The sequence below is a fragment of the Pseudomonas sp. FBCC-B35 genome (assembly GCF_059133755.1).
Genome location: NZ_CP101439.1, coordinates 1,245,389 through 1,266,041, shown reverse-complemented (window position 1 = coordinate 1,266,041; position 20,653 = coordinate 1,245,389). Strand labels below are relative to the sequence as shown.

Annotated in this window: 22 protein-coding genes and 1 tRNA gene; 4 read left to right on the top strand and 19 right to left on the bottom strand. The window is 60.9% G+C overall.

Annotated features, from left to right (window positions below; all coding sequences use genetic code 11):
- Positions 1 to 10: 10 nt before the first annotated feature.
- The gene (locus NMB38_RS05680; RefSeq protein ID WP_027914232.1) at positions 11 to 1,081 is read right to left on the bottom strand and encodes an AI-2E family transporter; all 1,071 of its coding nucleotides are present in this window, start codon (positions 1,079 to 1,081) and stop codon (positions 11 to 13) included.
- A gap of 18 nt (positions 1,082 to 1,099) precedes the next feature.
- Complete coding sequence (locus NMB38_RS05675) at positions 1,100 to 1,339, bottom strand: sulfurtransferase TusA family protein (RefSeq protein WP_023536286.1); 240 nt, start codon at positions 1,337 to 1,339, stop codon at positions 1,100 to 1,102.
- 121 nt (positions 1,340 to 1,460) lie between these two features.
- On the opposite strand from NMB38_RS05675, the gene NMB38_RS05670 reads away from it, so the two are divergent.
- Positions 1,461 to 2,897, top strand: a complete 1,437-nt coding sequence (locus NMB38_RS05670; protein WP_027914231.1) for a M48 family metalloprotease — start codon at positions 1,461 to 1,463, stop codon at positions 2,895 to 2,897.
- Positions 2,898 to 3,043: 146 nt separating this feature from the next.
- Here the strand turns inward: NMB38_RS05670 and nadA are convergent, their stop codons facing one another.
- Positions 3,044 to 4,102 carry a quinolinate synthase NadA gene (gene nadA / locus NMB38_RS05665; RefSeq protein WP_027914230.1) on the bottom strand — a complete coding sequence of 353 codons (1,059 nt, stop codon included), beginning with the start codon at positions 4,100 to 4,102 and terminating at the stop codon, positions 3,044 to 3,046.
- A gap of 225 nt (positions 4,103 to 4,327) precedes the next feature.
- Positions 4,328 to 5,839, bottom strand: a complete 1,512-nt coding sequence (locus NMB38_RS05660; RefSeq protein WP_490806096.1) for a YdgA family protein — start codon at positions 5,837 to 5,839, stop codon at positions 4,328 to 4,330.
- Between the two features lie 431 nt (positions 5,840 to 6,270).
- Here NMB38_RS05660 and NMB38_RS05655 point away from each other — a divergent pair, with 431 nt between their 5' ends.
- Positions 6,271 to 7,626, top strand: a complete 1,356-nt coding sequence (locus NMB38_RS05655; protein WP_494354916.1) for an APC family permease — start codon at positions 6,271 to 6,273, stop codon at positions 7,624 to 7,626.
- Between the two features lie 12 nt (positions 7,627 to 7,638).
- A complete protein-coding gene (locus NMB38_RS05650; RefSeq protein ID WP_028687389.1) occupies positions 7,639 to 8,598 on the top strand; it encodes a cation diffusion facilitator family transporter in 960 nt (319 codons plus the stop codon).
- Positions 8,599 to 8,608: 10 nt separating this feature from the next.
- Here the strand turns inward: NMB38_RS05650 and NMB38_RS05645 are convergent, their stop codons facing one another.
- Positions 8,609 to 9,394, bottom strand: coding sequence for an EAL domain-containing protein (locus tag NMB38_RS05645; RefSeq protein ID WP_049696433.1), 786 nt, complete (start codon positions 9,392 to 9,394; stop codon positions 8,609 to 8,611).
- Positions 9,395 to 9,620: 226 nt separating this feature from the next.
- Here NMB38_RS05645 and NMB38_RS05640 point away from each other — a divergent pair, with 226 nt between their 5' ends.
- Positions 9,621 to 10,415 carry an alpha/beta fold hydrolase gene (locus NMB38_RS05640; protein ID WP_392485290.1) on the top strand — a complete coding sequence of 265 codons (795 nt, stop codon included), beginning with the start codon at positions 9,621 to 9,623 and terminating at the stop codon, positions 10,413 to 10,415.
- A 44-nt stretch (positions 10,416 to 10,459) separates the two neighbouring features.
- Here NMB38_RS05640 and NMB38_RS05635 read toward each other — a convergent pair whose 3' ends face one another.
- The 14 genes from NMB38_RS05635 to ruvA all read right to left on the bottom strand — a co-directional run bounded on the left by NMB38_RS05635 (position 10,460) and on the right by ruvA (position 20,599).
- On the bottom strand, positions 10,460 to 10,837 hold the full coding sequence (locus tag NMB38_RS05635) for a hypothetical protein (RefSeq protein ID WP_490806094.1): 378 nt from the start codon (positions 10,835 to 10,837) through the stop codon (positions 10,460 to 10,462).
- A gap of 22 nt (positions 10,838 to 10,859) precedes the next feature.
- Positions 10,860 to 11,411 (bottom strand): hypothetical protein, encoded by a 552-nt coding sequence (locus NMB38_RS05630; RefSeq protein ID WP_225806674.1) that lies wholly within the window; start codon positions 11,409 to 11,411, stop codon positions 10,860 to 10,862.
- Positions 11,412 to 11,756: 345 nt separating this feature from the next.
- A tRNA-Lys gene (locus NMB38_RS05625) sits at positions 11,757 to 11,832 on the bottom strand.
- 61 nt (positions 11,833 to 11,893) lie between these two features.
- Positions 11,894 to 12,568, bottom strand: a complete 675-nt coding sequence (gene queC / locus NMB38_RS05620) for a 7-cyano-7-deazaguanine synthase QueC (protein WP_345956642.1) — start codon at positions 12,566 to 12,568, stop codon at positions 11,894 to 11,896.
- A 15-nt stretch (positions 12,569 to 12,583) separates the two neighbouring features.
- On the bottom strand, positions 12,584 to 13,231 hold the full coding sequence (gene queE, locus NMB38_RS05615) for a 7-carboxy-7-deazaguanine synthase QueE (protein ID WP_028687385.1): 648 nt from the start codon (positions 13,229 to 13,231) through the stop codon (positions 12,584 to 12,586).
- A 174-nt stretch (positions 13,232 to 13,405) separates the two neighbouring features.
- Complete coding sequence (ybgF, locus tag NMB38_RS05610) at positions 13,406 to 14,212, bottom strand: tol-pal system protein YbgF (protein ID WP_028687384.1); 807 nt, start codon at positions 14,210 to 14,212, stop codon at positions 13,406 to 13,408.
- 6 nt (positions 14,213 to 14,218) lie between these two features.
- Positions 14,219 to 14,722 carry a peptidoglycan-associated lipoprotein Pal gene (pal, locus tag NMB38_RS05605; protein WP_023536326.1) on the bottom strand — a complete coding sequence of 168 codons (504 nt, stop codon included), beginning with the start codon at positions 14,720 to 14,722 and terminating at the stop codon, positions 14,219 to 14,221.
- A 54-nt stretch (positions 14,723 to 14,776) separates the two neighbouring features.
- Positions 14,777 to 16,048 (bottom strand): Tol-Pal system beta propeller repeat protein TolB, encoded by a 1,272-nt coding sequence (tolB, locus tag NMB38_RS05600; protein WP_023536327.1) that lies wholly within the window; start codon positions 16,046 to 16,048, stop codon positions 14,777 to 14,779.
- A 26-nt stretch (positions 16,049 to 16,074) separates the two neighbouring features.
- Positions 16,075 to 17,196, bottom strand: coding sequence for a cell envelope integrity protein TolA (tolA, locus tag NMB38_RS05595; RefSeq protein ID WP_033694990.1), 1,122 nt, complete (start codon positions 17,194 to 17,196; stop codon positions 16,075 to 16,077).
- Entirely contained in the window at positions 17,196 to 17,648 is a 453-nt protein-coding gene (tolR, locus tag NMB38_RS05590) for a protein TolR (RefSeq protein ID WP_003254760.1), read from the bottom strand. The genes tolA and tolR overlap by 1 nt, the downstream gene beginning before the upstream one ends.
- Before the next feature lie 14 nt (positions 17,649 to 17,662).
- On the bottom strand, positions 17,663 to 18,358 hold the full coding sequence (gene tolQ / locus NMB38_RS05585) for a protein TolQ (RefSeq protein ID WP_027914217.1): 696 nt from the start codon (positions 18,356 to 18,358) through the stop codon (positions 17,663 to 17,665).
- Between the two features lie 2 nt (positions 18,359 to 18,360).
- A complete protein-coding gene (gene ybgC / locus NMB38_RS05580) occupies positions 18,361 to 18,813 on the bottom strand; it encodes a tol-pal system-associated acyl-CoA thioesterase (RefSeq protein WP_027914216.1) in 453 nt (150 codons plus the stop codon).
- Between the two features lie 125 nt (positions 18,814 to 18,938).
- Complete coding sequence (gene ruvB / locus NMB38_RS05575) at positions 18,939 to 19,985, bottom strand: Holliday junction branch migration DNA helicase RuvB (RefSeq protein WP_023536242.1); 1,047 nt, start codon at positions 19,983 to 19,985, stop codon at positions 18,939 to 18,941.
- The gene (gene ruvA / locus NMB38_RS05570) at positions 19,982 to 20,599 is read right to left on the bottom strand and encodes a Holliday junction branch migration protein RuvA (RefSeq protein WP_027914215.1); all 618 of its coding nucleotides are present in this window, start codon (positions 20,597 to 20,599) and stop codon (positions 19,982 to 19,984) included. The genes ruvB and ruvA overlap by 4 nt, the downstream gene beginning before the upstream one ends.
- Positions 20,600 to 20,653 lie beyond the last annotated feature (54 nt).

The following is a 20,653-nucleotide window of genomic DNA, read 5'->3' as shown; positions in this document are numbered from 1 at the left end:
CCCAAGCCTGTCAGAGCAAGGGCGACACGCTGGGCTCCTGGCGAGGCCAGGCGTCCAGCACGGCCTTGATCAGGGTAGCCAGCGGGATGGCGAAGAAAATCCCCCAGAACCCCCACAACCCACCGAACAGCAAGACCGCGCAGATGATCGCCACCGGGTGCAGGCTCACCGCCTCGGAGAACAGCAGCGGTACCAGCACGTTGCCATCGAGCGCCTGGATGATCGCGTAGACCGTCATCAGGTAGATGAACTGGTCTCCCCAGCCCCACTGGAACAGGGCAATCAGCGTCACCGGCACGGTGACCACCACCGCCCCGACATAGGGCACCACCACTGACAGCCCGACCAGGAGGGCCAGCAACGCAGCATAGTTCAGGCCCAGGGTGATGAACGCGATGTAGGTCGCAATGCCGCAGATCAGAATTTCGATGCCCTTGCCCCGAATGTAATTGGCGATCTGCCGGTTCATCTCGCTGCCCACGCGGTTGAGCAAGGTGCGCTGACGCGGCAGGTAGCCACTGACCCAGCGGCCAATCAGCTCACGGTCCTTGAGGAAGAAGAACACCAGGATCGGCACCAGCACCAGGTAGATCATGGCGTTGACCAGCAGCGGCAGGCTGGACAGGGAGAAGGTAAGCGCCCATTGCCCGAACTTGCCGATCTCGCCGCGGACCGACTCGATGGCATGCAGCACCTGCTCGTCCGACACTAGGTGCGGATAGCGCTCTGGCAGCAGGAGCAGCAATGACTGCCATTTACCAAGCATGCCTGGCAGCTCGTTGAACAGGGTGATCAGCTGGTGCCACAGCAGCGGCACCAATACCAGCATGAACACCGCCAGTGCGCCCATGAACAGGGCAAATACTAGCAGGACCGCCAGTTTTGTAGGCACTCGCAGGCGCTCCAGGGCGTTGACCAGCCCTTGCATGAGAAACGCCAGCACCATGCCCGCCAACACCGGCGCCAGCATCCCGCCCAGCGTGAGCACCGCCGTGAACGCCAGAAACAGCAAGACCGCCAGCACCACCGCTTCTTCATCGGAGAAGTAGCGTTGGACCCAGTCGCGTAGCACTTTGAACATGAACGATCCTTGTGGGACTCAGGCCTTGCGCAGCCAGTAGGTGTAGGTACCGGCCTCGGCCGTTTCGTGCAACAGGCTATGACCGGCCAGTTTGGCAAAGGTGCGCAGGTCGCGTTGGGAACCTGCGTCGGTGGCGATGACCTTGAGTACGGCACCACTGGCCAGCCCATTGAGCGCCATCTTGGCCTTGAGCAGTGGTAACGGGCAGTTCAGCCCGCTGGCATCGAGCTCGGCGTCACAGGTCAGGGGGGTGCTCATCAATGGGGCTCTCCAGGGCAATGCCGGCCTACGGCCTGATCGGCCGCCTAGGATAGCGCCACTGGTCGCCAACGTGTGAGCCCGCTACAGTAGCAATCTTTGACCGACGCGAGCTTCGTGCATGAATCTACTGCGCCCTACCCTGCTGACGCTGGCCTGCCTGATGGCCCTGCCTGGCCATGCTGACGACCTGCCGTCGCTGGGTGACGCCAGTTCGGCGATCGTCTCGCCCCAGCAGGAACACCAGCTTGGCCGTGCCTGGCTGAGCCTGTTGCGCGGCCAGGTCAACCAGCTCAACGACCCGCAGCTCAAGGACTACGTGGAAACCAGCGTGTACCGCCTGGCCGAAACCAGCCAGTTGCAGGACCGTCGCCTGGAATTCATCCTGATCGACAGCCGCGAACTCAACGCGTTTGCAGCGCCAGGCGGCATCGTGGGTGTTAACGGCGGCCTGTTCCTCAATGCGCAGACCGAGGGCGAGTACGCCTCGGTACTGGCGCACGAACTGGCGCACTTGTCCCAGCGGCATTTCGCCCGGGGCATCGAGGCCCAGCAGCGCATGCAGTTGCCGATGATGGCGGCATTGCTTACCGGTATCGTGCTGGCGGCCGGTGGCGCTGGGGATGCCGGCATCGGCATGATTGCTGGCACCCAGGCGGCAGCGATTCAGGAACAGCGCAGGTTCTCCCGGCAAAACGAGCAGGAAGCTGACCGCATCGGCATCCAGAACCTGGAAAAGGCTGGCTACGACCCGCGCAACATGCCGACCATGTTCGAACGCCTGGCGCGTCAGTACCGTTACGACGCCAAGCCGCCGGAATTTCTGCTGACGCACCCGGTAACCGAGTCGCGTATCGCCGACACCCGTAACCGAGCCGAGCAGGCGCCGAAAGGCGGTGTGGAAGACAGCCTGCGCTATCAGCTGATCCGTGCCCGGGTAGCGCTGACGTATGAGGGTACGCCGGGGCTTGCGGCCAAGCGTTTTCGCGCCCAGCTCGACGAAGACCCCAAGCTCGATGCGGCGCGCTATGGGCTGGCGCTGGCACAGATCAAGGGTGGTCAGCTCAACGAGGCTCGGGAGATGCTCAAGCCGCTGCTGGCCAAGGCGCCCAATGACATTACCTACAACCTGGCGCAGATCGACCTGGATATCACCAACAATCGCCTGGCCGATGCACAGCAACGGGCCGAGCGTATGCAGGGGCTGTACCCGGGTAATTACCCGCTCAAGCAGGTGCGCGCCGACCTGTTGGTCAAGCAGAACAAGCCGGCCGAGGCGGAGCAGGTATTGAACGACCTCATCAAGAGCCGCCCGGATGATCCGGATGTGTGGTACGACATGGCCGAGGTGCGGGGCTTATCGGGCAATACCATCGGCCTGCACCGGGCGCGTGCGGAATACTTCACCTTGGTGGGGGACTTCGATCAGGCCATTCAGCAGCTCGACTATGCCAAGCGCCGCGCTGGGGGGAATTTCCCGCTGGCTTCGCAGATCGACCAGCGCCAGCGAGAGGTCCTGGAGCAGCAGCGCATGGTGCGGGAGATGATGGGGCGCTGAGGCGTTCTAGGGGCTGGAGCGGAACCGCTCACAAGGCTTAGCAGCGCGCCTGTGGGAGCGGTCTCGCCGGGGCGCCGGACCGCTCCTATAGAGGTTTTTCTACGAGGGTAATTGCGCCAACATGAGCGTTTAAGCCAGCGCTTGCCTCACGCGTTCCCGGAAAGCTTCAACCTGGCCGCCTGGGTGAAATCCAGCATCCGGTTCAGCGGCTTGATGGCTTTGGGCACCAAGGCTGGGTCGACGAAGATCTCGTCGCCGCCATTGCGCAGACAATCGAGCACGCGCTCCAGCGTATTCATCGCCATCCACGGGCAGTGGGCGCAGCTGCGGCAGGCCGCGCCGTTACCGGCGGTGGGGGCTTCCACAAATACCTTGTCCGGGCACAGCTGCTGCATCTTGTAGAAGATGCCGCGGTCGGTGGCGACGATGAAGGTTTTGTTCGGTAGCGTCTGGGCAGCCTTGATCAGTTGGCTGGTGGAGCCCACGGCATCCGCCAGGTCGATCACCGACTCCGGCGACTCGGGATGGACCAGCACCGCAGCGTCCGGGTACAGGGCCTTCATGTCGGCGAGCTGACGCGACTTGAACTCCTCATGAACGATGCAGGCACCGTCCCACAGCAGCATGTCGGCACCCGTCTGCTTCTGGATGTAGCGACCCAAATGCTGATCCGGGCCCCAGATGATGGTCTCGCCATTGTCCATCAGGCTTTCGACGATCTCCAGCGCGCAACTGGAGGTGACCACCCAATCGGCCCGTGCCTTCACGGCAGCGGACGTGTTGGCGTAAACCACCACGGTACGCTCGGGGTGCTGGTCACAGAAGGCAGAGAATTCTTCGATGGGGCAACCCAGGTCGAGCGAGCAGGTCGCTTCGAGGGTGGGCATCAGCACGCGCTTGTGAGGCGTAAGAATCTTGGCGGTTTCGCCCATGAAGCGCACGCCTGCCACGATCACGGTCTCGGCAGGGTGCTGCTTGCCAAAACGAGCCATTTCCAGCGAGTCGGACACACAGCCGCCGGTTTCCTCCGCCAGGGCCTGGATGACCGGGTCGCAGTAGTAATGAGCAACCAGCACGGCATTTTGCGCCTTGAGCTCGGCAGCGATGGCCGCACGGTATTCGGCCTGCTGCTCGTCTGTCAGCGGATTGGGCTGCTTGGCGTCAAGGTGAGCCTGAACCAACAAGCGTTCGGAAATCTGGGTCATGATCGCTGGACCTGCAGGCGCGTGCGCGCATCAAATCGAGTGTATCACCCGGCCCTGACAGATCGGCTAAGGGCGCCGGACGGCGCAGGCCGCCACGGCCCTCTGCGGGCGCGGATTATTATGGAGGCCGAAGGCTACAGAGAAACCCGAGATTTCTAAAGCGGTTTTTATCCAACCCCTACCTGCCCTCGCGCCAGCGGCCCAAGGGCAGGTAGCGCCGGGCTGTCAGCGCTGCGGCGAGAGCATTGCCAGCTGCGTGTTAACGAACGCGGCAAAGGCTTCGAGCGTCATTTTTTGGCCGTTGAAATCAACCATGCCATCGGCGTAGTGCAACGCGCTGATCACTTTATCGCCCTCCACCGTGGCCAGGCCGCTTTGCACGGCCATCAAACCGACCATTTCCCCTGCCTGGCCAGACTGCGTAGCGATGGCCTGGGCATCGGTCTGACCGTCCAGCAGCGCTTGCAAGGTGGCCAGGTCCCCTAGCATCGGCTTGGACAAGGACAGCTTGCCGGTGACCTGCGTCACCATCTGCTTTAGCGCCTGATCTTGTGGCAAGTCGAAGGAAGACGGCGCATCGAAGTCCATTGCCACATTGAAGTGACTCTCGCCATTGGCGGTCTTGAGGCTCAAGTCTTCGAGCGCCACCTTGGGTTTTGCCGCCAGCAGCGTGCGCAAGTCGCCCTGGAACTTGGCCTTTTCGGCTTCGGTCATGTTGATCTGTGGCGCCGACTGCCCGGCAGTTGCCGCGGCCTCGAACTCAGGCAAATGCGCTGCATACCAGTTGCTCAGCGCTTGCAGCGCGGGCGCATGGATGGACTTGAAGCCGACGATCATCTGGGCCTTACCGACCGCTCGCCCATCCCAAGTGATGTCCCCGAGTTTGTATTCAACGCGCCCGCCAAAGGTGTCGGGGCCTTCGAGGCTTTGCAGGGTACTGAGCTCGCCCCCTTTGATGACCAGCGCCTGTTGCCTGGGCCCGAGAGTGACCTTGGTCTCTGCCAGATACAGGTCAGCGTTGCCCGTGAACAGGTTGTCATGCGCAGTCGCCGCCAGCTTGCCACCCAACTTCAGCCCATTGAGTTCAAAGATGACGGGCGGCTGGTCTTCACTTACCAGTTTCATCAGGAAGTGGTCGGCCTCGCCATGGAAGCGCGAATCCTTGCCATCGCGATCCCCGCTGACCCCAAGTTCCATGCCCGAGAACGCCAGGCTGGTGCCGTTGGCATCCTCGAGCTTGACCGGCGCCAGGTGAACCTGGCTGTCGACACTGCCGCCGTACCCCATGCTGGTCTGGGCGCTGAACGGCACGCGGTCACCGGCGGCTGCGTACCAAGGCGCCGTGACTTCGTCCTTGTCCAGCGTGGTATTGCTCAGCGCCAACACTGGCAACAACCTGAGGGTCTTGACGCGAGACCATGGGAACGGGCCGTGCTCGATCTGATCGGTCACGCCTACATCAAAATTTACCACCTGTTGGCTGTTGGCATGCACATCGCGAGCGATCACACGGTAGTGTGCCGTGCTGCTGAACCAACGCTGGTCCAGCGATACCAACTCGATGCGTACGCTACCACCTGTGTTCACCAGTGACTTTTGCAGCTGCGCGTTGCTCAGGGCCAAGGCATGGTCCAGCTCACCCGGCAGTTGCTTGCCGGTGTACCAGGCTCCGCCAACGACCACTGCGACAACGGCCACCGCTACGCCGGACAGGATTGCTACTGAAGTCTTCGTCATGAATTAAACCGATTGATGTCCATAAAGGCTCGCACATCGCCTGCGCAGCCAGGAAAATGCAGCATATCACCGAAGGCCAGGATGATTGGCGGCCGCGCCACTGGAAAGGCAGGGCGGCCCGTTGGACAGGCCCACTTCAAAGATGTCAATTTTTACGAACACGCTTATGTCATTTGCATTCACAAAAACGACGTTAGAAACGCTTGAGTTTGCGGTTTTATCGATAAAAATCGCGCATTCGAAACACCTTGTCATGTTTAACTTGACACCCAAGACCCTATCGTTTTTTATTTTGATCACTTGCGTGATCCAGTCACGCCTCTGCTGCTCCAACATAAAGGTGAACAATATGGAGCCCACCCGCTCGCCGCTGCTGCCTGCGCCCTTCGCTGTGCCTGTCTTTCAAGCCCTCGCCCAGGAGCCCCGTCAGCATGCAGCCTGAACCCAACGCACCCGAAGCCGGCCAACTGCGCAAGACCTTGCGTTTGTGGCATGTGATCATCATTGGCCTGGCTTACCTGACGCCCATGACCGTGTTCGACACCTTCGGCATCGTGTCAGGCATCACCGCTGGGCACGTACCGAGCGCCTATATACTGGCCCTGGCCGGCATCCTGTTCACGGCAGTCAGCTACGGAACCCTGGTCAAGCGCTTTCCCCAGTCGGGATCGGCCTACACCTACACCCAACGTGCCATCAATCCACACGTGGGCTTCCTGGTAGGCTGGTCTTCCTTGCTGGACTACCTGTTGCTGCCCATGGTCAACGCCTTGCTGGCCAAACTGTACCTGTCTGCCATGTTCCCCGAGGTGCCACAGTGGGTCTGGGTCGTGGCCTTCGTGTCCCTGATCAGCCTGATCAACATGCGCAGCGTCAATCTGGTTGCGCATTTCAACCTGCTGTTCGTTGGCGTGCAGGTGGCGATCATCGCGGTGTTCATCTACCTGTGCGTACGCGGGCTGGACCAGGGCGAAGGCCTGGGCACCGCATGGAGCCTGTTGCCCTTCGCCGACCAGCAGACCCACCTGAGCGCCCTGGCCGCTGGTGCAACCATTCTGTGCTTCTCATTCCTGGGTTTCGATGCGGTCACGTGCCTGTCCGAGGAAACGCGCGACCCAGCCAAAACCATACCGCGGGCCATCTTCCTCACGGCATTGATCGGCGGCGTTGTATTCATCACCGTTTCCTACTTCATTCAGGCCTACTTCCCCACCATGGCACGCTTTCACGATCAGGAAGCGGCGCTGCCGGAAATCGCTCTGTACGTGGGCGGCAAGCTGTTCCAGTCGGTCTTCATCGCGTGCACGGTGATCAACACCATCGCCTCGGGGCTGGCGTCGCAGACCAGCGTGTCGCGCCTGCTATATGTAATGGGCCGTGACAAGGTCATACCCGCGAGCGTTTTTGCGCGGTTGCATTCACGCTACAAGACCCCAGTACTGAACATTGCCGTGGTGGGGGGGATTTCGCTGTCGGCCATCTTCTTCGACCTGGTCACCGCCACCTCCATCATCAACTTCGGTGCATTGGTGGCGTTCAGCTTCGTCAACTTGTCGGTGATCAATCACTGCTACCTGCGAGAGGGCAATCGCCGAGGGCTGGCCAACCAGCTGAAGTACCTGGTACTGCCCACCACAGGCTTTTGTATCATCGTTTCGCTGTGGCTGGACCTGAACATGCACTCGCTGCTGTTCGGCGGGGTCTGGGCCACGCTGGGCCTGGTGTACCTGGCCTGGTTGACCAAGGCGTTCAGAGCGGCGCCGCCCAACTGTATCGCCGAGGGATGACGCGTACCGACCATGCACAGCTCAACCCCACCCGGTTTCTTCGATATCACCAGTGAGCAGGGCCTGCTGCGCACCTCGATCGCGGTCACCCTGTTCATCGCCAGCATCGGCATTGCCTTTGGCTTGGCATCGGGCTCGTTTTCCATCGTGTTCGACGGCGTCTACTCGCTGGTGGATGCCAGCATGAGCGGGCTGTCGTTGATGGTGGTCAGGCTGATCACTTCCCATGCCAGCAGCCTGCAGATGTCGCGCAAACTGCGCGAGCGCTTCACCATGGGCTTCTGGCACCTGGAACCGATGGTGCTGGCACTCAATGGCATCCTGCTCAGCGGTGTTGCCATCTACGCCCTGATCAACGCTGTGAGCAGCCTGCTGGAAGGTGGACGTCACCTGGAGTTTGGTATCGCCATGGTCTATGCGGCGCTCACCGTCACCGCCTGCGTGAGCATCGCGGTGATCGAGGGCAAGGCCAACCGCAAGCTGCGGTCGGACTTCGTCGCCATGGACGTGAAGGGCTGGGTGATGTCCGCCAGCATCACGGCGGCGCTGTTGATCGCCTTCTGCTTTGGCTATGCCGTGCAGGGCACATCGCTTGAATGGGTATCGCCCTACATCGACCCGGCCGTGCTGGCACTGGTCTGCCTGGTGATCGTACCCTTGCCAATGTCGGTCGTTCGCCAGGCGTTGGCGGATATCTTTCTCGTCACGCCGGGCGATCTCAAGCAGCACGTAGACGCGGTTGCGCAGGCTTTCGTCGAACGCCATGGCCTGCAGTCCTACCGCGCCTATGTGGCCAAGGTGGGACGCTCGCGGGAGATTGAGCTGTACTTCATCGTGCCGCCGCAGATGGCGGCCAAGACCATCGAGCAGTGGGATGCCTGGCGCAACGAGATCGGCGAGGCCATCGGCGGCGAAGGGCCCAATCGCTGGCTGACGGTCGTATTTACCGGCGACCCCGAGTGGGCCGAATGAGCATCAGGACTCAGCCACGCAGGCGTTCGATCAGCGGCAGCGCTTCGATTTCAGGGCGGGCAAAATAGTAACCTTGCATCAGCTCGATACCCAGCGCGGCCAACGCCTGGCACTCGGCTGCTGTTTCCACGCCCTCAGCGACCAACAGAATGTCCAGCCGCCGCGCCACCAGCACGATGCCTGCCACGATCGCCTGACGCACCGGGTCGGCGCCAAGGTTGCGTGTCAGCGCCATGTCCAGCTTCAGGAGGTCCGGTTGAAACTCGGCAAGCAGGTTCAGGCCCGAATAGCCTGAGCCGAAATCATCAATGGCCGTGGTGAAGCCCTGCCGGTCGTACTCGCGGAAAATGGACTTCAGGTGTTCGGTGTCCTCGACCCGTTCGCCTTCGGTCACTTCGAAAATCAGCCTGTCGGCCGGAAAATCGAACTGCCTGGAGGCCTCGAGCGTCGCGCGGATACAGGTGGCGGGGCGGTACACGGCGTTGGGCAGGAAGTTGATGCTGAGCTTGCAATCCTGCACACGGTTGAGCCCAAGCTCGGAGGCTTTTTCGATGGCCTTGACCCGGCAAGCCTGGTCGAAGCGATACAGGTTATCGGGTGTGACCTTGGCCAGCACCTGCGCAGCCCCCTCCCCCCCGACACCTCTGACCAACGCCTCGTAGGCGTAGGGTTTACCCGAAGGCTGGTGAACGATAGGTTGAAAGGCCATTGTGATGCCGAACCCCAGGTCCGCCATCTCACGGCATTGCTTGCAACCTACAGCTTCGAAAGGCTGCGCAAAGATCAAATCGGCCATGGTGTCTCCGGCAGCTTGATGAAGAGAAAGTAGCGCTGGGATAACACGATCGTGAGAACGTCAAAACAGCGTTGTTGGCATTTTGACAGCATGGCTGGCGAGAGGTGCGGTGCGCAAGGTTGATGACCCGATAAAAAGCCCCGATAGGTTGGATTTATTGGGCTCAAGCGGGCAACTCGGTACACTGTCGCCCGATCCAACATCTGACGACATGGACAACTTCGACATGACTGTCTTCACCCACCGGGGCGGCGAGTACCTCACCGTCGATGATGCACGCCTTTACTACGAACAACTGGGTGCAGCCGACGCACCCGCGTTGATCCTGCTGCATGGCGGCCTTGGCCATATTGAAAGCTTCAATGCCATCACCCCGCACTTGGCCCGCCGTTGGCGCGTGATCGGCATCGACAGCCGCGGCCAGGGCATGTCTACCCTAGGCGGCGCACCACTCACCTATGCGCGCATGCAGCACGACGTAGAGCGGGTAATCGATCACCTGGCGCTTGAACGCGTCACCCTGATCGGGCACAGCGATGGCGGAATCGTCGCGCTGCGCATGGCCGCCTCGCAGGCCGTCACGGTCGATCGACTCGTCACCATTGGGGCTCAATGGGCGCTGGGAGAGAACGACCCTGCGCGGGCCCTGTACGAAGGCATCACCGCCGCGAAGTGGCGCGGCCTGTTTGCCGACGATGTGGCTCGCTATGAGGCGATCAACCCACAACCGGACTTTGCAAGGTTGCTGGAGGCCGTCCGAGGGTTGTGGCTAGATGACAGTGAGCACGGCTATCCCGCAGCCAGCGTCGGGGGCATTACCGCGCCATTGCTGGTGGTGCGTGGCGATCGTGATCGCCTGGTTTCACGAGCCAATGCACTGGAGTTGGTAGAGCAAGTGCCTGGGGCGCAGCTGTTGAACTTGGCACTGGCTGATCATTCACCTCATGAAACGCATCCGCAATGGCTATTGCCTGTGATGGAAGCTTTTTTAATCAATGATGAAGGGGGGCGAAATCGGTAATCGCTCAGCGAGCATTCGCCCGGTGCCTGCCTCCCACTGCCGGGCTACGCCTTGGGCGCCATGTCAATGACCGCACAGCGACCATTGGCCCTGACTTTCTGCACCACGTGCGCCCTGTCGACAAAAACGTTGATCTCGCAACTGCCTGAGTGCTCGACATCCTGCCAATACTCGCGGTGCACCAATTGGCCATTTTCAGGGCCGGTATAGGTGCCCGCAGCCTCCCGGGAAATATACGTGCTGTCGCGCACGTACCTGAGCACCACCATGTCCTGATCAGGCGCCACCATGATGATCCTGGGCACGCCAAAGTAATCGATCAGCTCGCCGACCGGGCGGCCTTTCCACGCACTGGTTGCCTCCAGCGACGAGCATCCGCCAAGCAGTACAGCGCCCAGGCATAACACAAGCAGACGGATCATGGCTTCTCTCCTTGGTGGACAGTTACTTGGCAGGCATCTGTGTGAAGGCGTCATCGATCTGCCTGATGATCTCGGCCCTGAGCGCCTCGCGTGTCAGTATCTCGAATAGCTTCGGGCCAGAGCGGCTCAACTCCGAAGCTGACATTACGCCCAAGTGCTCCATCTTGAGGGCTTGGCGCTCAGCTGGCTTACAGATGAAATCACGGCTTTGCGCCAACCACGGTTGTTGATCGCCCTGCCATTGGTTGGAGAACTTGGCCTTGCGCAAGGTATTGGCCACGCTGCTGAAGTCAAGCGCTCCTGTGACACGAGCCCGCTTGTTCTTGCAGTCGACTTCGACGTCGTAGACCGTGAAATCGGGCTTGCCGGGCTGCTGGTCAAACAGATAGACGCCGACGGATTTGACGCCGCCGGGGCGCTCGTAGATGTTTCCGGGGTCGCCGTCTACAAGGTATGCCTTGCTCTTGCCCAGGCTGGCTTGATGATGAACGACCCAGTAGTCGCCCTTCGGGGCATTGTCCGCGTGGACGGGTAAGGCGCCTAACAGGAGTGCAAGCGACAGCAGATGTTTCACTGGGGAGCGCATGACTGGCCATCTCTCTGCCATTACTTAGACAGAGAATTTTCCCATCCGCAGTATTGGGCAAAGGGCTATCTAGTACACCTGCACTAGGGAGTCGCCCGTTGAGACTTCATCAGAGGGCACTTGCATGTAGAACACTGCCTGTGAAAAAGGCAGAGTCTCTGCCAGACAGGCCATAGGCCAAGCGCTTTGACCAGAAACGAAAAAGCCCGCCGATAGGGGCGGGCTTTTCGTACAGATTTCACACAGAAGCGAGCTGACTGCTCGATTCATACGGTTGCTAGACTTGGCGCTGACCCTGTGGTCTAGCTGAAGTATTCGCAACCGCTGCGAAGATGGTGGGTCGTGTAGGATTCGAACCTACGACCAATTGGTTAAAAGCCAACTGCTCTACCAACTGAGCTAACGACCCGTTGGATGGCGCGTATAATACTGATTTCTATAGAGAAATCAACACCCCTCGGTAAAATTTCTTAAAAATAGCGCGTCGGGTCCGCCACGGCGGCTGCCTTGAAGCCCTCAGCCCGCAGGCGGCAGCTGTCGCACCTGCCACAAGCACGCCCGTCGTCATCAGCCTGGTAGCACGATACGGTCAGGCTATAGTCGACCCCGTGCGCCACGCCGGCCTGGACGATCTGGGCTTTGCTCATGTTCTGCAAGGGTGCCTGAATGCGGAAACCCTGCCCTTCGACGCCTGCCTTGGTGGCCAGGTTGGCCATGCGCTCGAAAGCTTCGACGAACTCGGGGCGGCAGTCCGGGTAGCCGGAATAATCCACGGCGTTGACCCCGATGAAAATGTCACGGGCTTGCAGCACTTCAGCCCAGCCCAGCGCCAGCGACAGAAACACCGTGTTGCGCGCTGGCACGTAGGTCACCGGGATACCCTCGCCCGGCGTTTCCGGCACATCGATGCTGCTGTCAGTCAGGGCCGAGCCACCGATGCCATCCAGGTTCAGCCCAATCACCTTGTGCTCTACCACGCCCAGGTCCTGGGCGACCCGTGCAGCGGCGTTAAGCTCGGCGCGGTGACGCTGGCCGTAATCGAAGCTCATGGTATAGCAGGCATAGCCCTGGGCCTTGGCCATGGCCACTACCGTTGCCGAGTCCAGGCCACCGGACAGAAGAATTACTGCGCGTTTATCAGTCATGTCTCACTCTCTTGCTCAGCGCCCAGGTTCGTCGTTCCACAACAGCTTGTGCAGCTGAAGCTGAAAACGGACAGGCAAGTTGTCGGCAACGATCCAGTCAGCCAGGTCAGTGGCGCTCACCTGGTGGTGGCTCGGCGAGAACAATACTTCGCCGGCGCGCTCGGCCAGGTTGTACTGGATCAGCTTGGACACCGCCCAGTCGTAATCTTCGCGAGAGCAGATGACGAACTTGACCTGGTCGTTGGGCGTCAGGTGCTCAATGTTCTCATAGCGGTTGCGGTGCGATTCTTCCGAACCCGGGGTTTTCAGGTCGACGACGCGGCTGACACGGGTGTCGGTGCCGGCGATATCGAGCGCGCCGCTGGTTTCCAGCGAAACCTCGTAACCGGCATCGCACAGGCGCTGCAACAGGGGCAAGGCGTTAGGCTGGGCAAGGGGCTCACCGCCCGTCACGCAGACATAACGCGGCTTGAAGCCAGCCACCTGTTCAAGGATCGAATCGAGGCTGCGCAGTGTGCCGCCACTGAAGGCATAGGCGCTGTCGCAGTATTGGCAGCGCAGGGGGCAACCGGTGAGCCGCACGAATACCGTGGGCAGCCCAGCCGTTCGTGTTTCACCCTGCAATGAGTAAAAGACTTCGGTGATGCGTAATGTATCTTGCATGATCGCCACGGGCGTGACAGCAAAACAGGCTGCCCGCCTCCGTCAGGCACTGGCACGGACTCGACATAGCGTTATCCGTGACAGCGTGTTTACGAAAAAAGGGCGGTGATTCTAACGAAAAAACCCGCGCCAGGCGCGGGTTTCTTTCGAACGGCAGGCAAGCGCCGCATCACTTCACAGCTTTTGCAGGTCTCGTTGCGCCAATTGCGCAGCCGATGTGCCCGGATATTGGGTCACCACCTGCTGGAGAATACCCTTCACCTTGTCCGTGTGACCGAGACGACGCTCGACATCGGCCAGCTTGTACAAGGAGTCTGGCACCTTGCTGTGCTTGGGGTACTTCTGGCTTACCTGAGCGAATGCCTGGCTTGCACCCTGCAGGTCACCTTTGGCCAAGTTCACTTCGCCCAGCCAATACTGTGCATTACCGGCATATTGGCTGTTGGGGTACTTGCGCAGGAAGGCGTTGAACGCCTGGCTGGCCTTGTCGAAGTCTTTTTGCTTGATCAGGTCGAAGGCAGCATCGTAGTAGAGCTTTTCCTTGGCCGGATCACCGGGCTCGCTACTGGCGGCCGGTTGTTGGGCAGCAGCACCGGCTGCAGCCCCCGCGGCGGCGCCAGAGGCACCACCGGCGGAAGAATTGTCAGGGGTCGCGGCAGGCGCGGCGCCACTGTTGATGCGACGGTCCAGGTCCTGGTATCGCTCCAGGTTTTCCTGCTTCATGCGAGACACATCGTTTTGCAACTCTTCGATGATGCCTTGCTGGCGGGAAAGCTGATCCTGCATCTGTTGCAGCTGCATGAACAGCTGGCCCTGTGCAGAGGCAGGGGCCGAAGCCCCTGACCCGGCATAGGCGCCGCTCGTGCCATAACCCGCAGGCGGATAGCTGCCTGTGTTGTCATCTACTACAGGGACTGCAGCCCACGCCGAAAGGGGCAGGCTGAGTGCGAGGACGGTTACTGCACGGCGGCACTTACGCATAGGAACTTACTTACGCAGTTCTACGCGACGGTTTTGAGCCCAGGACTGCTCGTCGTTGCCGGTAGCAACTGGACGCTCTTCGCCGTAGGAAACCACTTCCAGCTGAGCAGGGGAAACGCCCTGCAGAACCAGGTAGCGCTGAACGGCCTTGGCACGACGCTCACCCAGAGCCATGTTGTACTCGCGGGTGCCGCGCTCGTCGGTGTTGCCTTCCAGGACAACGCGGTTGCCGTTGGCTTTCAGGTCCTTGGCGTGAACGTCCAGAGCGCGCATGGCTTCTGGCTTCAGGTCCGAGCTGTCGTATTCGAAGTAGAAGGTGGTGATTGCGCGCAGAGCGGCTTCTTCGCTCAGGGAACCGTCGACTGCGCCGGTGTTGGCACCGTAGCCAGCGTTCGGATCAACGGCGCCAGCGCCTTCACCTGCGTTGTCACCGCCCTTGGAGGAGCAACCTACAGCCACAGCCATGGCCAGAGCCAGCGCAGCGAATTTACCAAACTTCAGCATTTCCATCGTGAAACTCCTAATGAAACCCCAGTGTGTTAAGCAAAACGTATTACGCCGCAATCAGTTCAGGTAAGGGGACCAGGACGGTTCTCTGACTTCGCCTTGAGCGGTAGGAAGTGGGAGCCTCACGCGGCCATTAAGCGACACGAGCATCAAGACTCCCCGGCCCTGCTGGCGGGTGGCGTAGATTAGCATGGTGCCGTTGGGCGCAACAGTGGGAGACTCATCAAGACTTGTTTCCGAGAGAATCTTTACACTTCCGCGTTGCAAGTCCTGAGCGGCAACTTTGAAGTTGGTGAAACCCTGTTGGCGGTGAATCATCACCAGGGTCTTTTCGTCTGCCGAGAGTTTCGGGTTGGCGTTGTAGTTACCCACGAACGTTACACGCTCGGCGCTGCCGCCACTGACCGACTGTTTGTAGATCTGCGGTTTGCCGCCACGGTCGGACGTGAAGTACAGGGTGTTGCCGTCCTTACCCCAGAATGGCTCGGTATTGATGCCAGGGCCGGCAGTCACGCGGCTGATCTGACGCGAGGCCACGTTCATCACATAGATGTCCGGGTTCCCATCCTTGGACAGCACGAAGGCCAGGCGCGAACCATCGGGCGACCAGGCAGGTGCGCCATTGAGGCCCTCGAAGTTGGTGACCTGTTCACGGCGACCGGTGTCGATGTGTTGAACGAAGATACGCGGGCGCTTCTGCTCGAACGATACATAGGCGATGCGTTTGCCATCGGGCGCGAAGCGCGGCGACAGGATCGGCTCGCGGGACTGCAGCAGGGTCACGGCGCGGGCACCGTCATAGTCCGAACGCTGCAAGGTGTAGCGCGTGTTGTTCGTAGAGAAGCGCTCGGCCGTCACGTACAGCATGCGCGTGGAGAAGGCACCCTTGATACCGGTGAGCTTCTCGAACGACTGGTCGGCGATGTAGTGCGACATGTCGCGCAGCTGGTCGGTGGTGCCGGCAACGCTGCCGGTCAGGACCTGCTGCTCGGTGGCGACGTTGAACAGGGCGTATTGCACCTGCAGGCGACCACCGGAGGGCACGATGCTGCCCACCATCACGTACTGGGCACCCAGCGCCTTCCAGTCGCGGAAGATGACTTCGCTGGCCTGGGAGGGCTGGCTGATCATGTTCTGGCGCGGGATGGGCGAGTAGTAGCCGGAGTTGCGCAGGTCGTTGCCGATGATGTCGGCCATGTCTTCAGGCAGCACACTGCCACCCTGAACAGCGAACGGCACCACTGCAATTGGCGTTGCCCGGTCACTGCCACTGGTGACCAGGATGTTCTTTTCCTCTGCTACGGCCATGCCTGCCACGCAGCACAGCATGACCAGCAGTCCTCTCAGACGTTTAATCACAACGCTAGATCCTCAGGTGTAAATGTCATCTTGAACGAGCGATATTGGTTGAAATCGCTCGGCTTCATGCCCTGCATTTCAGTCAGGCGACCGATGTTCTTCACCGCTGCCACCGCCGAGCTGTCATAGGGGCCGTCACCGCTTGACCGGGCCACGCTGACGCTGGTGATGGTGCCATCGGGCAACATGTTGATCTGCAGTACCACCGTCATGCCTTTACGCGCCGATGGCGGGCGAGCCCAGCCTTCTGCCGCGCGCATACGGATCAGGTCGTCGAAGTCGCCGGCCACCTGGTCACCCTGCTCGTCGGCCAGCGCCTGCTGCCGCTCGGTGGTGTCGGACAAGAGCTCGGCCAGGGCCTGTGCCTTCTTGTCTTCAGCCGCCTTGCGAGCTGCTTCCTGTGCCTTTTTCTTCTGGGCATCCGCTGCGGCCTTTTTCTTGGCGTCCTCGGCTGCCTTCTTCTTCGCTTCTTCGGCCGCTGCCGCCTTCTTCTTGGCGTCTTCGGCCGCTTTTTTCTTCGCATCCTCGGCGGCTTTCTTCTTGGCCTCCTCGGCAGCTTGCTTCTTCGCCTCTTCAGCGGCCTGCTTCTTGGCCTCTTCTTCGGCTTTTTTCTTCGCTTCTTCTTCAGCCTTTTTCTTAGCGATGTCAGCTTGCTGTTTCTCGGCAGCCTTCTTCGCCTCATCGGCCTTCTTGGCTTCGGCCGCTTTCTTGGCTTCAGCAGCTTTGGCCGTTTCGGCAGCCTTGGCCGCGTCCTCGGCCTTTTTGGCCTCGGCAGCCTCGCGTGCCTCCTGGGCCTTTTGAGCAGCGTCGGCTTTCTTTTGTTCCGCGGCTTTCACCGCTTCCTGCTCGACCTTCTTCTGCTCAAGCTGCTCGACCTCGGTCTGACGCGAAGCGGTTTTCTTCGCTTCCCCGGCAATCTTCTGGTTGGTCTGGGTAGTCGCCTGGCTCTTGGACTTGAGCTGATAGAGCGTAGCCTGAACGATCGGCTTGGACGGTGGCAGTTCAGGCGTCATGGCAAAGCTTGCGAACAGCATGCCAAACACCAGCACATGCAGGCCGATGGCCCAGACACTGGGCCAGAAGTAGCTTTCCGAGGCAGAGGGCTCTCGCTGTTGCATCAGGGTGCCTCGGTAATCAGGCCGACGTTACCGACACCGGCTTTCTGCAGCCCGCCCATGGCACCCATGACCGCGCCGTAGTCCACCGCCTTGTCGCCACGGATGAATACCTGGGTCTGTTTGCCCTGGTCGCGACCGGCCGCGATGATCTTGGTAACGGCGTCGGTCATGGCCGGCAAGGTCATAGCCTTGTCCATTTGCTTGTCGGTATCGACTTCGCTGCCAAGGTTCCAGTAGTAGGTCTTGTCGGCCTTGATGGAAATGGTGAGGATCTGGACGTTGTTGTCCTGCGGCAAGGCTTCGCTGGAAACCTTGGGCAGATCGACCTTCACGCCCTGATTGAGCATGGGCGCCGTCACCATGAAGATGACCAGCAGCACCAGCATCACGTCGATGTAGGGCACCACGTTCATCTCGGCGACGGGCTTGCGTTTGTGGCGAACTCGGGCCATGGGCTTGTACCTGATTACTCTTCGCTGGTGTGCACTTTGCGGTGCAGGATCGCCTGGAACTCGTCGGCGAAGGTGTAGTAACGGCTGATCAGCGTTTCACTGCGGGCCGCAAAGCGGTTGTATGCGATGACCGCCGGAATGGCTGCGAACAGGCCGATGGCCGTGGCGATCAGCGCTTCGGCGATGCCGGGGGCAACGGTAGCCAGCGTGGCTTGTTGCGCACTTGCCAGGCCGCGGAAGGAGTTCATGATGCCCCACACGGTCCCGAACAGGCCGATATAGGGGCTGGTCGAACCCACGGTCGCCAGGAACGGTAAACTCTGCTCGAGCTTTTCTTCTTCGCGGGAGATGGCGACGCGCATGGCACGGCCAACCCCTTCCATCACGGCGTCCGGATCAACGCCAGGTTGCTGGCGCAGACGGGAAAACTCCTTGAAGCCTGCACGGAAGACCTGCTCCACACCCGAGTCCGGGTCCGGGTTGCTGCCTGCCTGACGGTACAGCTTGGACAGGTCGATACCCGACCAGAAGCGCTCCTCGAAAGCATCGAGCGCACGACGACCGGCGCGCAGCATGGTGCTGCGCTGGAAAATCATGATCCACGAGGTGACCGAGGCGGCCACCAGGGTCAGCATCACCAGCTGCACCACAACGCTGGCGTTACTGACCAGACTCCACATGGAGGTATGGTCGACGACGTTAGCTTCCACGCTTATTCTCCTGCATTCGATTGATTACCCGAGCCGTCTGCCGCAAAGGCGTCGCGCAGCTGGGGAGGTATGGCTCGGGGTTTGAAAGTGTCGGCGCGCACGGCGGCGATCAGAAACCGCCCTTCACAAAGCAGTGCGTCGTCCTTTTCCCGCCACACTTGCTGCACGAAGCGCAAGCTGGCGCGATTGAGTTCAAGTACTTGCGCGGTCACCCGCAATTCATCGTCCAGCCGCGCCGGCACGTGGTAACGCGCTTCGCTGGAATGGACCACGAACAGCAGGTTGTCTTCAGCCAGTTGCGACTGGGAAAAGCCCAGGTGCCGCAAGCGTTCGGTGCGCGCGCGCTCCATGAATTTCAGGTAATTGACGTAATACACCACACCACCGGCATCGGTATCTTCGTAATAGACGCGACAACGGTGTGCGAACGGTTCCAGGCCTTTTTGCGCGCGCATACTCTAGTGCTTACTCCTTGGCTTGCCAATCCGCTGTGACAACTGTTTTTTCACTATCGATATCCGGGTGCCATGGCCCCCTGGGCATGCCAGCGGTAGGACCACGAAAAGCGTGTTTCGATCTGTCATTCATCACCCGGCTCGGAAAAATCCGCGCCCTCCCCCAATCGCCCGGGAACATTCAGCCCGAAGTGCAGGTAGGCGTGTCGGGTCACCACACGGCCACGGGGCGTACGCATGATGTAGCCCTGCTGGATGAGGTAAGGCTCAAGCACGTCCTCGATGGTGTGACGCTCTTCGCTGATGGCGGCGGCAAGGTTGTCGACGCCGACCGGGCCACCGTCGAACTTCTCGATCATGGTCAGCAGCAGGCGCCTGTCGGAATGGTCGAAGCCGCGCTCATCGACGTCCAGCAGGTTGAGCGCCATGTCGGCCACGGCCTTGGTGATCTGGCCCTTGCCGCGTACCTCGGCGTAGTCGCGCACCCGCCGCAGCAAGCGGTTGGCAATGCGCGGTGTGCCGCGGGCACGGCGCGCGATCTCATAGGCACCGAGGTCCTCGATGACCAGGCCCAGGATGTTGGCCGAACGGCTGACGATGGTCGCCAGGTCCTTGTCGCTGTAGAACTCCAGCCGCTGCACGATGCCGAAACGGTCGCGCAGCGGGTTGGTGAGCATGCCGGCGCGCGTCGTGGCACCGACCAGCGTGAAAGGTGGCAGGTCGAGCTTGATCGAGCGGGCCGCCGGGCCTTCGCCGATCATGATGTCGAGCTGAAAGTCTTCCATGGCTGGATAGAGCACTTCTTCGACGACCGGCGACAGCCGGTGGATCTCGTCGATGAAGAGCACGTCATGAGGCTCAAGGTTGGTCAGCATGGCGGCCAGGTCGCCAGGGCGCTCGAGGATCGGCCCCGAGGTGCTTTTGACCGACACCCCCATCTCGTGGGCGATGATGTTGGCCAGGGTGGTCTTGCCCAGGCCTGGCGGGCCGAAGATCAGCGTGTGGTCGAGCGACTCGCTGCGCCCGCGCGCCGCCTGGATGAACAGTGCCATCTGCTCGCGCACCACAGGCTGGCCAATGTACTCCTCCAGCCGCAAGGGCCGGATGGCGCGATCCTGGACTTCTTCGCGGTCGCGGCCACTGGCAGCGATCAGGCGGTCGGCTTCGATCACTTGGTAATCATCCCCTTGAGGCTGCGGCGAATCAGCTCTTCACTGGAAAGCCCCGACTTGTCCTTGATCGCGCCGATGGCCTTGCTCGCTTCCTGGGGCTTGTAGCCCAGGGACACCAGGGCGCTGACCGCATCCGCCTCGGCGCTGGACTCGCTGGCGGCCGGCAATGGCCCATCGGACACCAGCGCGAACATGGCCGGGGACGTTTCCCAAGCCTTGAAGCGGTCCTTGAGCTCGACCAGCAGGCGCTCTGCCGTTTTTTTGCCTACACCGGGTACGCGTACCAATACCGAGGCGTCCTGGGCCTGCACGCAGCGCACCAGCTCATCGATCTCAAGCCCGGACATCAGTGCCAGGGCCAGCTTGGGGCCCACACCGTTGAGCCGAATGAGCTCGCGGAACAATTCGCGCTCGCGCTTTTCGGCAAAGCCATAGAGCAGGTGGGCGTCTTCACGCACCACAAGGTGCGTGTGCACCGTTACCGGCTCGCCGACCTTGGGCAGGCGATAGAGCGTCGTCATGGGGACTTCCAGTTCGTAGCCCACGCCATTGACGTCGATGATGAGGTGCGGCGGCTGCTTTTCCGCCAGGGTGCCGCGCAAACGTCCGATCACGTTTCGATCCTTTTCACGGGGAGCTGCCCGATGGCCGCTCAACCCTATCAGCAA

Excerpts from the sequence above, each read along its gene's own strand:
- NMB38_RS05680 (WP_027914232.1), bottom strand. The coding sequence starts at position 1,081 with ATGTTCAAAGTGCTACGCGACTGGGTCCAACGCTACTTCTCCGATGAA.
- NMB38_RS05675 (WP_023536286.1), bottom strand. The coding sequence starts at position 1,339 with ATGAGCACCCCCCTGACCTGTGACGCCGAGCTCGATGCCAGCGGGCTG.
- NMB38_RS05670 (WP_027914231.1), top strand. The coding sequence starts at position 1,461 with ATGAATCTACTGCGCCCTACCCTGCTGACGCTGGCCTGCCTGATGGCC.
- nadA (WP_027914230.1), bottom strand. The coding sequence starts at position 4,102 with ATGACCCAGATTTCCGAACGCTTGTTGGTTCAGGCTCACCTTGACGCC.
- NMB38_RS05660 (WP_490806096.1), bottom strand. The coding sequence starts at position 5,839 with ATGACGAAGACTTCAGTAGCAATCCTGTCCGGCGTAGCGGTGGCCGTT.
- NMB38_RS05655 (WP_494354916.1), top strand. The coding sequence starts at position 6,271 with ATGCAGCCTGAACCCAACGCACCCGAAGCCGGCCAACTGCGCAAGACC.
- NMB38_RS05650 (WP_028687389.1), top strand. The coding sequence starts at position 7,639 with ATGCACAGCTCAACCCCACCCGGTTTCTTCGATATCACCAGTGAGCAG.
- NMB38_RS05645 (WP_049696433.1), bottom strand. The coding sequence starts at position 9,394 with ATGGCCGATTTGATCTTTGCGCAGCCTTTCGAAGCTGTAGGTTGCAAG.
- NMB38_RS05640 (WP_392485290.1), top strand. The coding sequence starts at position 9,621 with ATGACTGTCTTCACCCACCGGGGCGGCGAGTACCTCACCGTCGATGAT.
- NMB38_RS05635 (WP_490806094.1), bottom strand. The coding sequence starts at position 10,837 with ATGATCCGTCTGCTTGTGTTATGCCTGGGCGCTGTACTGCTTGGCGGA.
- queC (WP_345956642.1), bottom strand. The coding sequence starts at position 12,568 with ATGACTGATAAACGCGCAGTAATTCTTCTGTCCGGTGGCCTGGACTCG.
- queE (WP_028687385.1), bottom strand. The coding sequence starts at position 13,231 with ATGCAAGATACATTACGCATCACCGAAGTCTTTTACTCATTGCAGGGT.
- ybgF (WP_028687384.1), bottom strand. The coding sequence starts at position 14,212 with ATGCGTAAGTGCCGCCGTGCAGTAACCGTCCTCGCACTCAGCCTGCCC.
- pal (WP_023536326.1), bottom strand. The coding sequence starts at position 14,722 with ATGGAAATGCTGAAGTTTGGTAAATTCGCTGCGCTGGCTCTGGCCATG.
- tolB (WP_023536327.1), bottom strand. The coding sequence starts at position 16,048 with ATGCTGTGCTGCGTGGCAGGCATGGCCGTAGCAGAGGAAAAGAACATC.
- tolA (WP_033694990.1), bottom strand. The coding sequence starts at position 17,196 with ATGCAACAGCGAGAGCCCTCTGCCTCGGAAAGCTACTTCTGGCCCAGT.
- tolR (WP_003254760.1), bottom strand. The coding sequence starts at position 17,648 with ATGGCCCGAGTTCGCCACAAACGCAAGCCCGTCGCCGAGATGAACGTG.
- ybgC (WP_027914216.1), bottom strand. The coding sequence starts at position 18,813 with ATGCGCGCGCAAAAAGGCCTGGAACCGTTCGCACACCGTTGTCGCGTC.